The sequence below is a fragment of the Pseudomonas sp. LBUM1640 genome (assembly GCF_059716225.1).
The window spans coordinates 3,007,679-3,023,699 of record NZ_CP166816.1 but is presented as its reverse complement, the minus strand read 5'-3'; the positions used below and the strand labels follow the sequence as shown (position 1 = coordinate 3,023,699).

Sequence of the window (16,021 nt, the reverse complement as noted above, 5' to 3'; positions counted from 1 at the left end):
GATTCATTCATAAGCCGCGCCAAATAATCCCACGTTAATCCGTCTTTCTAATCGCCCCGCCTTGCGCGCTAGCATCGGCCTTACTCGATGCAGCGAGTCACAACCCTAACTGCACACATCCACAAACACTGCCGCCCTAACAAAAGAGATAAAGCAGATGAATGACGTGATGAACACCGCACCCCAGGCGCCCAAGATCAACCTGGTCAAGGCCCGTGGCTCGCTGGTTTGGGACGACCAAGGCAAGGAATACATCGACTGCACCGCCCAGGCGTGGTCGAACAACCTGGGGGCCAACGACCCTCGCGTGGTGGAGGCGGCTATTGCGCAATTGCGCGACATGACCCACATCCGCCCCAACTTCGGCTCGCCCGCCCACACCCGATTGGTGGCGAAACTGCGCGAAGTCTCGCCCGCCTCGCTCAACCAAATGGGCTTTGCCCTGCATGGCAGCCTCGCCGGTGAAATGGCGATGAAACTGGCCTTCAAGAACCGCCCCGGCGCGCAGAACCTGTTAGTGCTGCAAGACGGTTACCACGGCCGCTCCCTGGCCACCCTCGGTGCCAGCTGGCCGCACCCGAATAACCCGTTCCTGGCGATTCAGCCGCGCTTTACCCGCGTGCCGCACCCCAACCCGTATCGCACCCGACTCGGGCTGGACCCGCAAACCGAATCCCAGCTGTGCCTGGGTCTGCTCGAAGACACCATTGTCAAAGGCGTCGACGGTGGCGTGGCGGCGTTAATGATGGAGCCGATCCAGGGCAATGGCGGGCATATAGAGTTCCCGCGTTCGTACTACAAAGGTGTGCGCGAGATCTGTGATCGCCTCGGCGTGCTGTTGATTTTCGATGAGGTGCAAACCGGTTTCGGACGCATGGGCACCATGTGGGCGGCGGATTATTACGACGTGCTGCCCGACATCATTGTGTTCGGCAAAGGCGTGGGCGGCGGCTTCCCGCTGGCTGGCATCCTGGCCGCTGACACACTCAAGTGGTTTGATGAAGGTGAGGAAGCGCTGACGTTTGGCCACTTCCCGGTGTCCCTCGCGGCGGGTTACGCCGCTGTCGAAGCCATTGTCGCCGACGGCCTGTGCGACAAGGCGCGCGACTCGGGCGAGTACATCACTGCACGGCTTAAAGAGATGCAAACCCGCCACCCGTTGATCGGCGACGTGCGCTGCCCGGGCCTGATGGCCTCCATCGAACTGGTCAAGGACCGCACCACCAAGGAGCCCGCGTGCCGCGAGTCCCAGGAGGTCTATCGCCTTGGGCTGGAGCGCGGCGTATTGTTTGGCGAGAGCCGCTATGCGGGCCTGGGCAACCTGATCAAGGTCAAGCCGCCGCTGGACATCGAACGCCCGCTGCTGGCCAAGGCCCTCGACGTGCTGGATGAAGTGATCGGCATCATCGAGGAGCAACGGCCATGAGCACGATTGTCGAAACCCCCGTCACCGCCCCACCGAATGTCCAGGCCCCGCTGTCCAGCGACGACGCCGACCTGGCGAGCTTAGGCTACGAGCAGAAGATGCACCGCACCATGAGTGCCTTCACCTCGTTTGCCCTGGCCTTCTCCATGGTCTCGATCAACACCGGCGTGGTCACGCTGTTTGCCGACCCGTTCAACCGAGTCGGCGGCATCGGCATCCTGCTGTGGCTGCTGGTGATCCCGCTGGTGTGTTGCATCGTGATGGTTTACTGCCATTTGGCCGGGCGCATTCCACTCACCGGCTATGCCTATCAATGGTCAAGCCGCTTGGCCGGTAATCACTTCGGCTGGTTCACCGGTTGGGTGGCGTTCACCTCGTTTGTGGCCGGCACGGCGGCCACCTCGGCAGCCATCGGCACAGTGTTTGCGCCGGAGATCTGGGCCAACCCCACCCAGGGCCAGATCCAGGGCCTGAGCATCGGCGCGACGCTGGTGGTGGGGCTGTTGAATATCTGCGGGATTCGCCTGGCCACGCGGATCAACGACATCGGCGCGATCATCGAGATCATCGGCACGGTGCTGCTGGCGATTGCCTTGTTCTTTGGCGTGTTTTTCTTTTTCGAACACACCCAAGGCGTCGCGATCCTGACCTCGGCGCAGCCGGTGAGTAACGGCGAAATCAGCTTCACCACCCTCGCCCTCGCCACCTTGTTGCCGGTGTCGGTGCTGCTGGGCTGGGAAGGCGCCGCGGACCTGTCCGAAGAAACCAAAGACCCGCGCCGCGCCGCACCCCGGGCGATGATTCGCGCGGTGCTAGTGTCCAGCGTGCTGGGTTTTGTGGTGTTTGCGCTGCTCAGCATTGCGATACCGGGCTCGGTCAGCGAGTTGCTCAGCCACAGTAAAAACCCGGTGATCAATATCGTTCGCCTGCAACTGGGCAACGCCGCCGGTATCGGCATGATCGTGATTGCCTTCGCCTCGATCCTGGCGTGCCTGATCGCCAATATGGCGGTGGCCACGCGCATGACCTTCGCGCTGTCGCGGGACAACATGCTGCCGGGCTCCAAGGTGCTGGCCAAGATCAACCCGCACTTCGGCACACCGGTGGCGGCCATCGTCTTGATCACTGCCATCGCCGTACTGCTCAACCTGGCCAGCGGCGGGTTTGTCACGGCGATCTACTCGATGGTCGGCCTGACCTATTACTGCACCTACCTGCTGACCTTGATCGCTGCCTTCCTGGCCTACCGCAACGGCCGCATGCCCGGCGCACCGGACGGTGTGTTCAGCCTGGGCCGCTGGCTGTTGCCGATGATCCTGCTGGGCGGCGCCTGGGCCATCGCGGTGATCCTCACCCTCAGCGTGCCTGAAGAAAGCCACACCGGTGCGATCACCACCGGCGTTACACTGGGCGTCGGCGTGCTGTGGTGGTTATTCTCGCTGCGCACGCGCCTCAACAATGGCAGCGCGGGGCCGAGCAGTAAGCTGCTCGATCACTAGCCACGCACAAAACCCCGGCAACGGGGTTTTGCTTGTCACTCTCAAGGAGATCTATCGATGTTTGCCCAGGCGACCTGGCTCAACCCGCCACAACAGTGGACCCGCGAAGACGACCGGCTGACGGTCACCACCGATGCCCACACCGATTTCTGGCGCGAAACCCACTACGGCTTTGTGCGCGACAACGGCCACTTTTTGTTTGTGCAAACGCCAGGGGAATTTACCGCCCAGGTGAAAATCCAGGGTGGGTTTGCGCATCTGTACGATCAGGCCGGGTTGATGGTGCGTGTGGATGAAGCGCATTGGGTGAAGATCGGCGCAGAGCTGTCTGATGGCGTAACGCTGCTCAGCAGTGTGTTGACCGATGGTGTGTCGGACTGGGCCACCGGCGTATTCCCCGGCGACCCGCAGGCGTTCTGGATTCGCGCGACGGTGGCCAACGGCGTATTACGCGTGCAGGTCTCGGTGGACGGTGTGAGCTGGCCGTTGGTGCGGTTGGCGCCCTTCCCTGTTGCGGCGTCGTATCAGGTCGGGCCGTACTGCTGCACGCCTGAGCGCGGCGGCCTGGAGGTGAGCTTTTCCGAGTGGCAAGTCGACGCGCCGAACGGCAAATCTTTGCACGACCTGTCCTGACTAGCCGCGGCTGCTCGCCACTTCCACTGCCAGTTCGGCAAAGTTGCGCGCGGCCATGCTCGGGTGCGGCGGCAAGGCCACCGCCACTTCGCACATCGGCATGTCGCTGATCACCGGGAACGCCAAGCCAGGCCGTGCGTAAAAGCGCGCGGTGGACAAGGCGGTGATGCTGATACCGCGCTCCGACGCCACCGCCTGCAATTCGGTTTCCACCGTCGAGGCTTCGTGCACGATGGGCGCCGGTTGCCCGTTGCGGTAGGCATCGGCGGTCCAGTAACTGCGCCATACGCCGCTGCCGGGCGCGGCGATAATCGGCTCATCCAGCAAGTCATGCACGCTGACGCGGCTCTCGCCGGCCAATCGATGACTGGAGGCCAGGCAGGCCACGCACGGTTCGGCAACCAAGGTGTGCAACTCGATATCCGGTAACCCCAGCGGTGGGCGCAGCACGGCCACGTCCATACCGGCATCGATGCCGGCGTGGGGTGAAGCAAAGTCGTATTCGCGTACCACCAGTTCAATCTGGGGATAGCGTTTAGCGAACACGCTGAGAATCTGCGGCATCAAATCCACGCCAGCACCGATCAGGAAGCCCACATTCAAGCAACCGCGCACACCGCGCGCATGCTCGCGAGCCGCCTGTACCAGCCGGCCGACGCCATTGACGATCTCGCGAGCCTCCACCAACAGCGCCTGGCCCGCATCGGTCAGCGCAACGTTGCGGGTATTGCGCTCGAACAGCTGCACGTCCAGCAACGCCTCGAACTGGCGAATGGTCTGCGACAAGGCCGGTTGGGAGACATGCAAGCGCGTGGCGGCACGGACGAAGCTGAGCTCTTCGGCCACAACCACAAAGGCCTTGAGTTGACGGATGTCCACGCCGGAAGTCTGCATCGGGTCTCCTGTTGATCGGGGGGCTGTGCCTGGCTCGAGAATGGCACGACTCAGGCGTTGGCGGATACAGCTTGCAGCCACGCTTTGAACGCCAGCATCGCCGGGGTTTCGGCGCGCGACTGCAAGCGTGTCAGCCAGTAACTGCCGGTGGTAATACCCACCTCGAACGGCTGGCGCACCAGATCACTCTCCAATTGCCGCGAAAACATCATCGCCGGGGCCAGCGCCACACCGATGCCTTGCAGCGCCGCCTCCATCATCGCCAGCGACGAATCGAACACGATGCTGCGTGGTACGACGGTGTCGGCGGGCAGGCCTGCGGCCTGGAACCATTGGGTCCACTCATCGGCGCGGTAGGAGCGCAGCAGCGTGTGCTTCAACAGGTCGGCGGGCGTGCGCAATTGCTCGGCCAGCGTGGGCGTACACAGCACGGTCAGCGGCGCTGCGAGCAGTTCGCAGGCGTCCGTGCCGTGCCAGGCCCCAGCGCCGAAACGGATCGCGTAATCCAAGCCTTCGGCGGCCACGTCGACGCGGTTGTTGTGGGTGGACAGGCGCAGGTCGATAAACGGGTAGCGCGCCTGAAAGTCCGGCAGGCGTGGCAGCAGCCAACCCACGGTAAAGGTGCCCACCGCGCCCACGGTGAGTACTTCACGGTAGTGCCCGCCTTCGAACTGGCTGAGGGTCTGGGCGATGCGGTCAAACGATTCGCGCACCACCGGCAGCAGGGTCTCGCCCTCGCTGGTCAGCATCAAACCGCGTGGCAGGCGCTTGAACAAGGTGACATTGAGCTGTGCTTCAAGGCTTTTCACTTGATGGCTGACCGCCGCCTGGGTCACACACAGCTCAATGGCGGCCCGGGTAAAGCTCAAGTGGCGGGCCGACGCCTCAAAGGCGCGCAAGGCATTGAGCGGCAGATGGGAACGCAGCATGCTTGACCCCAGATTTTCTAATGGCTGGTGCGAGATATGATCGTTTGTTCGCGGCCGGCAAACTGTCTACATTTGCCTCGCCTGCGCAGGCTCTCTATTTAATCGATCACCTCATGGAAGCGACATCATGCCCCAACTTTCTCTGTTTGGAGTGCGTAATTTAACCGCCCTGGCTTTGTTGGTAGCGGCCAGCCACTGCCTGGCGGCAACCGACCTGCAAGCCGTGGTAGACGCCAGCGTAAAACCGTTGATGCAACAACAGGCCATTCCGGGCCTGGCGGTGGCCGTGGTTCAGAACGGCAAGGTGCAATACTTTAACTACGGCACGGCTTCAAAAGAAACCCAGCAACCGGTCAGCGAAAACACCCTGTTCGAGATCGGCTCGGTGAGCAAAACCTTCACCGCCACCCTCGGCGGTTACGCCCAGGCGACCGGCAAGCTCAAGCTGTCGGACACCGCCAGCCAGCACCTGCCCGCGTTGGCCGGCAGCGCCTTCGACCAGATCAGCCTGCTGCAACTGGCGACCTACACCCCCGGTGGCCTGCCCCTGCAGTTCCCGGACGCGGCCGACAGCGCGGAGACCATGCTCGGCTACTTCCAGCATTGGAAACCGACATACGCACCAGGCACACAACGCCTGTATTCCAACCCGAGCATCGGGCTGTTCGGCTACCTGTCGGCGCAAAGCCTTGGCCAACCGTTCAACGTGGCCATGGAGAAAACCCTGCTGCCCAAGCTGGGCTTGAACAACACCCACGTCAGCGTACCCGCTGAAAAATCCAGCCTGTACGCCCAGGGCTATGACAAGCACCAGAAGCCTGTACGCGTCAGCCCCGGCGCACTCGACAGCGAAGCCTACGGCATCAAGACCAGCGCCCAGGACCTGGCTCACTACGTGATGGTCAACCTGCACCCGGAAACCCTGGAAAAACCGCTGCAACAAGCGATTGCCGCGACTCACGCGGGTTACTACACCGTGAACGGCATGACCCAGGGCCTGGGTTGGGAACGCTACCCTTACCCGATCACGCTGCAAGCCTTGCTGGAGGGCAACTCCACGCCCATGGCGATGGAACCGCATAAGGTCAATTGGCTGACACCGGCGCAGCCGCAACCGGCCAACGTGCTGTACAACAAAACCGGCTCGACCGGCGGTTTTGGCGCCTACGTGGTGTATGTGCCGAGCAAGGACATGGGCGTGGTGATGCTGGCGAACAAGAACTACCCGAATGCTGAGCGGGTGAAGGTGGCGCATGCGATCTTGAGCGCGATGGACAAATAAGGCCGGGCGACAATCAACTGTGGGAGCGGGCTTGCTCGCGAATGCAGTGGGTCAGTTACACATGAGCTGACTGACCCACCGCTTTCGCGAGCAAGCCCGCTCCCACATTTTGGATCTTCATTGTGATGAGCGCTGTGTACACCTAGGAGCCGCCATACACTTCGATCTCGCCGACCTGCGCCTGTTTATCCATATCGCTGAATCCCCCAGCCGCCGCCAGTGCGCGGATCAAGGCGCTCGAAGGCCAACTCGATACGCGCCTGCTGTACCGCGACAGCCGTGGCCAGCCCCGTTGAAGCGGCGGGTTTGCAGGTGCTGCACGAAGGCAGCACGTTGTTGAGCTTTTTGCGTGAACACGTGGAGCGGCTCGGCAAGCATTTGTCGTTGCGTATCCAGGTGTCGAGCTTCGAGGCGATTTGCCGGATGGTCGAGGCCGGTGTGGGCATCGGCATCATTCCAGAGTCCGCCGCGGTACGGCACAGCCGCACTATGCAATTGGTGACGGTGAAGCTCGATGAGCCCTGGGCGATTCGCGAGCGCAGCATCCTGGTGCGCGAACTGGAAGCCTTGCCGGGCACCATTCGGGCGTTGATCGCCACCCTGATGCCGGACACACTCAGTGCAGGCTGATGTTGCGCTGGCTGGCGTTATCGATATTGATATGGCTCAGGCGGCCCTGCCCGTCGAACAGCAACAGATCAGACCCCAGGCGGCGAAGCTGGGCCGGCGTTTGCGGCCAGTGCAACGTGACGCAAAGCCGATCGCTGGTGCGGTGGATCACGTGCCAGCAGGTATCCTGCTGCTCAACCCGATAATTGATCAGCAACCAATCCTCAAATAGATACGGGCTGACGGACTCATCCCATTCTTCTTCCGGCAAGTTGCCAGGCAGCTTGTAGCGCTTTCGAACCCCTTGCTGCTTAAGGATCAGAGTGGGTGTTCCATCGTCGTGCTTGATCCGATACTGCGCCGATTCAGCGGTGGCACTGGGAACCTGGAAGTCCGTCGCTACGATGTCAAACGCGCTTTCGCGGCTGACCAGACGCCGCTCCGGCAGGCGATAATGCCACAGCATCAGGCACCCACCCGGCGCTGACAACCACAGGTATTCGTTGTGCTCATCCACCTTGATGGTTCGCACCGACTCCGGCAGGTCACTCACATGCCAGAGCGTTTCAAAGCCACGGTCAACATCCACCACGCGCAACTGCGGGCCTTTGCCGATGGTCCAACTGCTGCCATCAAACGCGTTTGCAAAGACATCCATGGCCAGTACACCGAGGTCTTTGGCGACACGATTGACCAGGTCAAGTTTGCTGACGCGCCATATATTCCCCCGCCAGATCAGCACCAACGCGACCTGTCGGCTATGGGCAATAACGATTTTTTGCGCCGGCACCGCAAAGTGAAACAACACTGCGCCCGCCGCATCCACCACCATCACACCGGCCTCGCCCAACGCCACCAGGTAACGTTCGTCTTCCAGCGGCGCTGCGTCGAAAATCGGCCGGCTGCCAGCGGCCGGCGCTGACCATTCGCGGGTGTCGCCCAAACGGTCCAGCGAGACCACCGGCGCTCGCTTCAGCGCCTGGCCCGGCAAGTCTGCCTGCAGCGATTTATCCCGACTCATCTTGACCAGCGCCTGCAGCTGATTGTGCGTCAGCTGCCCTTGATCGCTGAATTGATCGGCCAGAATCGCGTGCACGGTGGCACCGGCCAGCCAGGCCAAAGCGGTGGTGTGCGTCTTGTGCAGCAACAAGGCCTGCGCCAGGGCGGCGCGTTCGCCGGCGCGGGCGGGGTCGTCACGCAATTGCTCGACCCAGGGCCCGTAAGCGTGCAGCGTTTCGGGCAACAGGATCGCGCGTTTGACCAGCGCCTCAATGCCCAAGCGCCCGCCGGCAGCCTCGGCATTGAGCAACCATTGCGCGGCGCGTGGGCGCTCAGCCGGCAGGCTCCAGATCACATCGACGGCTTGCAACCACAGGCCTTTGGCGATCAATGACTCGGCCCACTCCAGGCGCAAGCGCTCGGCGATTTCCGGTGACTTGGCCTGCAGCATCACCACGGCATCGGCGAAAGCATTGTCGCGCCGCGCCACCAGCACGGCGCGCTGCCAGTGCTCGGCCAGGCACAGCAGGCGCACGATTACCGCAGGCGGCATGTCCCACGCCAGGGCCAGGTCGGCAGCCTGCTGGTAGCGTGCATGTTTCTCCAGGTAGTCGAGGGCTTGCTGATGCTCCTTGAGCAATTCGGCGAGCACAAACACCGCTTCTTCGATACGCCCGGCACGGTCCAGGCGCTCAAAGGTCTGTCGATACACCTGCGCCAAGTGCGCGGCCAAGTCTTCTTCGAACAGCATCGAGCGTGCGGGGCCATCCTGTTGGCTGAGGTTCAGGTCCTGGCGGCGCTGGGGCGTCCCAAAGCTCTGTTCGCCACTGGACTTGCCGCTGTTCAAGGGGATCGCGTGACGCAAGGCTTCTTCGAAATTGCCGTCCTCAAACATCTCCAACATGCGCTGCATGTAGGCGGCCTGGCGTTTGCCATACAGCTTGGAGAGCTGCGAATGCTGGGTTAGCCGGGTTAACAGACGGCGCCACGCGGCAGGTTTATGTCTGCGTGGGGTGGCGCGCGCCGCGATGCCTGGGTTAGCGGATGCCGGGGCAACAGGCCTGGGCGCCGCCTTGGCGGGTGCCGACGCGCCACGGTGCAGGAAGCGGTTCAAGCCGAAGAGTAACGCGGTGATCACAACCATCCAGATTACGGCGCCCAGGAGCATGCCGCTGAACGACTGTGTGTGGGTGGCAAGTTCGGCTGCAGGCTCGCTTTGGCCAAAGAGGCGGATCAGCCCACCCAACAGCAACAAGCCAATCACGATTTTCAGCACCGGGGACGAGACTTCCCGGGCAGTATTCGCGTGGTTTTGCGCAGACGACGCGCTGGCGCCAGCCCCTGTACTCGGCGTGGGACGCTGGCGCTCCAGTAGCGCTTGCATCACCGCTGCACGCTCCGGGCTGACCGGCTCCAGTGGCCCACCGAGGATTTCGCGCAAGTCGGTGACCACCGCGTCCGGCACCGTGGCAGGCAACGGGGTATGGCAGTCGAATGTGTCGAGCAGTGTGTAGGTATTGATGTCGAGCCACAGCCCAGGCGTCAGCACGTGAGCATCGCGCAACTGCAGGCCGTGAACCTGGCTGCCGCGTACCAGCCACAGGTCGGCAGCAGCCAGCCCCCGCAGTTCCTCGGGGTGCAGCGCAGCAGACGACAAGCCCCGGCCCTGGCGGATCAGCGGCCAGCCGTGCAGGCTTTCGCAGTGCATTGGGCACGGCGTATGGAACTGCAGCAAATCACCGTCGGCAAAGCGATAGGCGCGCGCGTCGGTTTGCCAATACTCGAGGATCAAGCGCCTGCGCTCGCCTTCATCAAAGCGCTCGCCGGCAAACCATAGGCCGTCAATCTGTTGGTGGCCGGTCAGTACCGGGCGGCGAATCAGCATCCGTTCTGGGTCAAGCATTGGCACCTTCCTGAGTCAGCTGCGGTGCCTGGTTGCACATCACTTGCAGGCGCATGGCGCGCTCGGCTACCGAGTAAACCAGCAATTCGCGTTCGGTGGTCAGTACGGCGATCAAGCCGCTCATGGGGCAAAAGCTCGCGCGAGCAATCGGCGCCGAGGTGGTAAACAGATTGCGCTGTTGCCCCTCGATGTACAGCCCGACGCTGTGCTGGTTCGGCCCCAGCAGCACCAGTGAGTAGAGCTGCCGTTGGCCGAACGCGTGGTGCAGGCCGATGGCTTTCCAGCCCGGCGCCAAGTCGATCTGTTCGTGTTTCGCCGGAAAGCTTTCATGGGTCACCAGGCGCCAACTCTGGTGGCCGTCGTGGGTGGTCAGCAGCGCGCAACCGCCGCAGTATTGGCGCCAGTAAAAGTTGGCGGCCAACAGCACTTGGCTGACGCCCTCGGCCGAGCCGACGGCATGACCATTGGTGCGTAAACCGTCAGCAGACCCCGAATACGCGACGATCTGCCCGCCTTCGCTGCGCGCATAGGCGATGGTCAAAGGGTCGACCTGCACCAGGCTCAACACGTCGTCCGCCACCCGGCAGAGTTGACGCGACTTCCAGTAGGCAAGCCGTCCCTGGTTGTCCAGCAGGTACACACGCACTGAGTTCTGACCGTGCAGCCAGACACTCGGCAGGAACGTCGCGGTGCCCGGTGGCAGTTGCAGCTGTTCACGGGTGGGTTTGTCGACGGTGGGCATACCGGGGATGTTCCAGAACGTCAGGCTATCGTTATCGCTCAACACGGCACCGAGGCTACGGTGGTGAAAGGTGGTGCTCAATACGCGCTGATGCTTGCCCCACAGCCGGCGCCGTACCTCCAGGGACTTTTTCTGGTTCTTGTGCGGCAGTTTGATCACCACCATGCCCGACTCATCGAGCAGGCGCAGCGCCACATAGTTACCGGCGCTGGAGATCACAGGCGGCAAGGTCAAGGCGACCCGTGGCACTGCCCGTGCGAGATTCGACGGCGGCGCCTGGATTTCATCGTCGAACTGGCCTTTGAGCAGCTGCACCGCGCGCGCCTCATCCGGTATAGGCAAAATCACACGCCGCATCGACCCGGTGTGCAACTCAAAGGACAGGCTGTGCCCGTCCAGGCTGCGCTGCACCTGCACCCGATGCGTACAGGTCTTGGTTGTGTCCTTGGGCAAGCGCTGCCCGACTGTCCAGCACTCACCCAGCGTCTCGCCCTGCGCGGCCAGCCATTCATGCCAGGCGTGCCAGTGCGCCGGGGCGACACTTTCATAGGTGCGGGCCTTGAGCAGCCGTTTGAGCTGCGCCGGGCTATCGAGTTCATGCAGCACCGGCGCGGCTTGCAGGATGCCCCAGCGCAACTGCGCCCCCGCTTCCTCAGCGCGCCGGGCCAACAGCATCAGCAAAGCGATGTGCACCAACCGCGCGGCGCCCAACTGCAGGGGGCCTGCGTCGAAGAGCACGATAATCAGGCGATTGGCTTCACGGGCGCGGTACTGCGGCGCCAGGAACATATGCTCGCCGCCGACCGCGCGACGCATAAACTCATCGGGCACTTCGTCAGCCAGCAGCCATTCGCTGGAGAGCAGCCGTTCATAAGGCCCACGGCGTTGCAGATCACCCACGCCGTCAGGTTCCGGCACACCGCCCTGCTGCATGCCGCGCAGTGGCCCAAGCACCGGGTTCAGACGCCCCAGCAGGTCGGCGAACAGCGGCAGATGCTCCGGCGCAAACCACTCCAGCCATTGCCGCCAGGGTTGCAGGGCTTCAGGCAGTTGCATCGCGCGCGCCCCAGTAAGTGGCGATGCGCTGAAGATGCTCGACAGACACCGGCAACAGGCGATCCAGCGGCACCACCGCTTGCGGTTCGCGCCACAACAACAAGGGCGAGCGTTTGAAATGCGCCGACAGCGTCTGGCCGAGCAGGTCCACCGGCACTGTCGGCTGCCAACTGGTGGGTAGCCACACCCCTGGCGCACTGGGGTGGGTGGCGGCGTATTCCACACCGTCAACCCACGGCAAATCAACCGCCGCCCCGGTGACGACCAATACGTCGCCGCTGGCGGTGGCCTGCAAGCGCGAAGCCTGTTCAGCCGCGAGCAGCAGCAAGCGCGCATGCAAACGGCGCGCGACATCGCCCCAGGCCACTGCAGCCTGAGGGTCCGCGGGCACCTGCCGCGGGCGCCAGGCCCAGGTCTGTGTGCCGGCACTCATGGCGTCGGCGTCAGCAATCGGGCCAGTTGGCTGCGCACGTGCTGCAAGGGTTCCGGCAGTGTCTGGCTATTGAAGTTGGCGTCGATCTCGCGCAACAGGCCTTCGAGCGCCGGGCTGGCCGGCGGTTCGCTGCGGGCCAAGTAGTCTTGCGCGGTTTCCAGCAAGCGGTTCAGGCGCGACATCGGCTGCAAGGTGGCCTCTTCGACCGCGCTGAACAAATGGCTGTTGCTGGACGCCGCAAACAGGTCGCGCAGCACTTCGCGGCCATGTTGCTGGGTTTCCTTGGTGGGCAGCACATACAGCAATGGCCACAGGTCGGCGTCGCTGGCTTCCAGGCGCCCGCCCAGCAAGGCTGCGGCCGCGATCAGCCGTTGGGACTTGACGATGCGGCGGTCCGACAGCTGGATGCCTGCTTCGCGCAGGCGACGAATTGCCTGGGCCAGCGCCGGACGCACCGCGCCCAGGTCAACGTTTTTCAGGGCCTGGCTCAGCGTGTCCAACTGGGCCAGCCCCAGCAACTGCTGCATCGGCCGCTGTTCCGACTGCCAACCGCCCGCCAGCATGGCTTCCAATTGGTTGTCTGGCACCGACTCGACGAACAGGTGCAACAGGAAGCGGTCGCCAAACGCCGCCAGCGCTTCATCGTCCGGCAAGCCGTTGGCAGCCCCGACACACACGCGCAGCGGGCATTGGATCTGGGTATGGCCACGGCGAAAGCGGCGCTCGTTGAGAACGCCCAACAGGGTATTGAGGATGGCGGTGGAGCCCAGGAAGACTTCATCGAGAAACACGATATCGGCCTCCGGCAGCATGCCGCTGACGTCGGTTTCCACCGTGCCTTCACGCAGTTTCTTCAGGTCCACAGCGCCGAACAGCTCCGACGGCTCGGTGAAACGCCCCAGCAAGTACTCGAAGTAGCGCCCACCCATGGACTGCGCCACACGGCGTACCACGGCGCTTTTGGCCGTACCGGGCGGGCCGATGACCAGAATGTGCTCCTGGGCAACCGCCGCCAGCACAATCAGCTCGGCCAATTGCTCACGCCCAACCAACCCTTCGGTGGCCGTACGCACAGCGTGGCGGATTTGCGCGGCAGCGCTTTGCAACTGAGCAATCATGGGCGTCTTCCCTGAAACCAAAGCGAGGAATCTTGCCTGAGGCTAAGGTATTAGCAAAGTGTTGTTACAAACTGCCTTGAGGAGTCACCCCATGCAACTCGAAGGATCCTGCCATTGCGGCGCCGTGACATTCAGCCTGAACAGCCAGCATCCCTATCCCTACCAGCGTTGCTACTGCTCGATCTGCCGCAAAACCCAAGGCGGCGGTGGTTATGCGATCAACCTTGCCGGTGATACGCAAAGCCTGAAGGTACAAGGGCGCAGGCAGATCTCGATCTACCACGCCCGGCTCAAGCCCGAGGGCGACAGCCGCGCGCACGCGAGCAGCGCCGAACGGCATTTTTGCTCGCAGTGCGGCAGCGCCCTGTGGCTGTTCAGCCCGGAGTGGCCGGAGCTGATCCACCCGTTTGCCTCGGTCATCGACACGCCGTTGCCGGTGCCGCCGGAACACACACACCTGATGCTCGGTTCGAAGGCGCCGTGGGTGGAGGTCAGCGTGCGCAAGGGCGACCTGCAGTTCGACGAATACCCCGAAGAGTCCATCGCCCAGTGGCATGAACGCTTAGGGCTTGCGCGTTAACAGTCTTTGACAGTTTCCCGACAAAGCTCTCAAAGATTGTTGGCCATCGCCGCCCTAGCATTCGAGCATCCAAATCACCATCCGGGTGCTCTTCATGTTTCGCACATTGCGCGGTATTGCGCTATTGGGTTGCCTGCTGGGCACGCTCGGTTGCCATGGGCAACCGCCTGCCCCGCCGCCGATTCCCAAGGGTGATTACGGCGCGATCATTCGTTACCTGCAAGCGCGTATTCCGCGGGACATGGCCCGCGAAAATGTGCCAGGGCTGTCGATTGCGCTGGTCAATGGCCAGGAGCTGATTTGGGCGCGCGGTTTCGGCATGGCCGACAAGGCCCAGGGCGTGCCGGTCACGCCGAACACGGCGTTTCGTGCCGGCGGCATCTCCAAACTGCTCACCGCCACGGCCGCGTTGCAGCTGGTCGAGCAGCAGCGCCTGGCCCTGGATGCGCCGATCCAGCAGGCCCTGCGCGAGTTCTATGTGCGCTCGCGCTTTCACACCGACCAAGGCGCCGCCGACCGCGATATCACCCTGCGCCGCTTGCTCAGCCATCAGTCTGGCTTGCCCAGTGAACACCTGCGCGACCTGCGCAGCACCTTCGCCATGGGCCAAATGCCGATGCGTGTGTCCGGCGTCTGGCTGAGCAGCCTACCCGGCTCGCAGGTGGCGTACTCCAACCTGGGTTATTCGCTGGTGGGCGCGGCCATTGAGCGGGTCAGCAATAAAAGCTTTGAAGCGCAGATGCAGACCCGTCTGCTCAAGCCGCTGGAGATGAGCCAGTCGAGCTTTCTGGGCACCGGCACGCAGCTGAGCTTTCGCGCCTTGGGCTACGAGGACGGCGTTGCAAGTACCGACGCCCAAGTGCGCGACCTTGCTGCAGGAGGGTTGTGGGCCAGCCCGAAAGACTTGAGCCACTACGTGCAGATGCTGTTCGCCCATGGCGTCTACAAACGCAGCCGCGTGCTGGCCAGCGCGTCGATTGACGCCATGTTCACCCAGCAAAACACTGGCAATGCGCTGGATTTCGATTGCCAGATGGGCCTGGGCTGGTTCCTCGCACCGTGCGGCGATGAGCCGGTCGCCCCCGGTGTGCGCACCTACCAGCACAGCGGCGGTGGCGATGACTTTGCCGCGCAGTTGACCCTGCTGCCGGACCAGCAACTGGCGGTGATCATCATGGCCAATGACAGCAACGCCGAAGAACTGGTCGCCAGCCTCGCCACCAGCGCCCTGCGCCTGATGCTGCAGGCGCAAACCGGCGATGCAATCTGCGCCGACGACTGCCAGGCCCCCAGCCATGGGCTCAAGTTGCGCCACGTGCCGGCCGCTGTTGACCGCAAACGCCTGGCCGGGTTTTACGCGACGGCCTGGGGCGTATTCCGTATCAAGGACGATAACAACCGGCTGGCCGGCGAGTTGGCCGGGTTCGACTTCGAGTTGTTGCGCGACGAAACCGGCTGGCTGCGGGCGCAGAAGAAGGTCCTCGGTTTTTGGCTCAAAGACCTCGGTGACCTCGGCCGCGTGCAACTCGACGTGGTCACGGTACAGGGCCGCCAGATGCTCACTGCCCGCAGCCACGGCCAGCGCATCGCTATTGGCGAGCGCATTGATCCGCCGCCGCTGCCCCTGGCGTGGGCCGACACCATCGGTACTTACCAAGTCCTCAATACCCACGAGCCCGACGCGCCGTTAAGTGGCATCAGCGTGCGCCTGGAAGAAGGTTTCCTGGTGATTCGCGGCCAATTGCACGACGAGCCGCTGACCGACTACATCCTGCTTCCGGTCGACAACGCCCACGCGGTGCTGGCCGGCAACGGCTACGGCCTGGGCGACACCGTGAGCCGCCAGGTTAACGGCCTCAGCGCTTCGGGCTACTCCTTCAAACGCACGAACTCCCCCCACAACCGCCTGAATTTCTAA

The 16,021-nt window shown here is 63.2% G+C and carries 12 protein-coding genes and 1 pseudogene; 7 read left to right on the top strand and 6 right to left on the bottom strand.

The genetic code is table 11. From position 1 onward, the window contains the following. Positions 1 to 157: 157 nt before the first annotated feature. From ACA065_RS13585 to ACA065_RS13575, 3 genes are read left to right on the top strand one after another with little or no spacing between them, the layout of a single operon-like run. A complete protein-coding gene (locus ACA065_RS13585; protein WP_497694947.1) occupies positions 158 to 1,426 on the top strand; it encodes an aspartate aminotransferase family protein in 1,269 nt (422 codons plus the stop codon). After that, positions 1,423 to 2,925, top strand: coding sequence for an APC family permease (locus ACA065_RS13580; protein ID WP_497694946.1), 1,503 nt, complete (start codon positions 1,423 to 1,425; stop codon positions 2,923 to 2,925). Before ACA065_RS13585 ends, ACA065_RS13580 begins: the two co-directional genes overlap by 4 nt. A 57-nt stretch (positions 2,926 to 2,982) precedes the next feature. Next, positions 2,983 to 3,558: a DUF1349 domain-containing protein gene (locus ACA065_RS13575; protein ID WP_497694945.1), complete on the top strand. Its 576-nt coding sequence runs from the start codon at positions 2,983 to 2,985 to the stop codon at positions 3,556 to 3,558. On the opposite strand, the gene ACA065_RS13570 is transcribed toward ACA065_RS13575, so the two are convergent. Both ACA065_RS13570 and ACA065_RS13565 read right to left on the bottom strand, forming a co-directional pair. Next, positions 3,559 to 4,452, bottom strand: a complete 894-nt coding sequence (locus tag ACA065_RS13570) for a LysR family transcriptional regulator (protein ID WP_497694944.1) — start codon at positions 4,450 to 4,452, stop codon at positions 3,559 to 3,561. Positions 4,453 to 4,502: 50 nt separating this feature from the next. Then, complete coding sequence (locus ACA065_RS13565; RefSeq protein WP_497694943.1) at positions 4,503 to 5,381, bottom strand: LysR family transcriptional regulator; 879 nt, start codon at positions 5,379 to 5,381, stop codon at positions 4,503 to 4,505. Between the two features lie 127 nt (positions 5,382 to 5,508). On the opposite strand from ACA065_RS13565, the gene ampC reads away from it, so the two are divergent. Further along, positions 5,509 to 6,663, top strand: a complete 1,155-nt coding sequence (ampC, locus tag ACA065_RS13560) for a class C beta-lactamase (RefSeq protein WP_497694942.1) — start codon at positions 5,509 to 5,511, stop codon at positions 6,661 to 6,663. Between the two features lie 154 nt (positions 6,664 to 6,817). Continuing rightward, a pseudogene (locus ACA065_RS13555) lies at positions 6,818 to 7,293 on the top strand (LysR substrate-binding domain-containing protein). On the opposite strand, the gene ACA065_RS13550 reads toward ACA065_RS13555, so the two are convergent. The 4 genes from ACA065_RS13550 to ACA065_RS13535 are packed head-to-tail and all read right to left on the bottom strand — an operon-like array spanning position 7,280 to position 13,523. Beyond that, positions 7,280 to 10,174: a bpX6 domain-containing protein gene (locus ACA065_RS13550; protein WP_497694941.1), complete on the bottom strand. Its 2,895-nt coding sequence runs from the start codon at positions 10,172 to 10,174 to the stop codon at positions 7,280 to 7,282. The pseudogene ACA065_RS13555 and the gene ACA065_RS13550 sit on opposite strands and share 14 nt — an antisense overlap. Beyond that, positions 10,167 to 11,972, bottom strand: a complete 1,806-nt coding sequence (locus ACA065_RS13545; RefSeq protein ID WP_497694940.1) for a hypothetical protein — start codon at positions 11,970 to 11,972, stop codon at positions 10,167 to 10,169. Before ACA065_RS13545 ends, ACA065_RS13550 begins: the two co-directional genes overlap by 8 nt. Then, the gene (locus ACA065_RS13540; protein WP_497694939.1) at positions 11,959 to 12,405 is read right to left on the bottom strand and encodes a bpX5 domain-containing protein; all 447 of its coding nucleotides are present in this window, start codon (positions 12,403 to 12,405) and stop codon (positions 11,959 to 11,961) included. Before ACA065_RS13540 ends, ACA065_RS13545 begins: the two co-directional genes overlap by 14 nt. After that, positions 12,402 to 13,523, bottom strand: coding sequence for an AAA family ATPase (locus tag ACA065_RS13535; protein WP_497694938.1), 1,122 nt, complete (start codon positions 13,521 to 13,523; stop codon positions 12,402 to 12,404). Before ACA065_RS13535 ends, ACA065_RS13540 begins: the two co-directional genes overlap by 4 nt. Before the next feature lie 91 nt (positions 13,524 to 13,614). Between ACA065_RS13535 and ACA065_RS13530 the strand changes: the two genes are divergently transcribed. After that, positions 13,615 to 14,103, top strand: coding sequence for a GFA family protein (locus tag ACA065_RS13530; protein ID WP_497694937.1), 489 nt, complete (start codon positions 13,615 to 13,617; stop codon positions 14,101 to 14,103). A 94-nt stretch (positions 14,104 to 14,197) separates the two neighbouring features. Further along, on the top strand, positions 14,198 to 16,021 hold the full coding sequence (locus ACA065_RS13525) for a serine hydrolase domain-containing protein (RefSeq protein ID WP_497694936.1): 1,824 nt from the start codon (positions 14,198 to 14,200) through the stop codon (positions 16,019 to 16,021).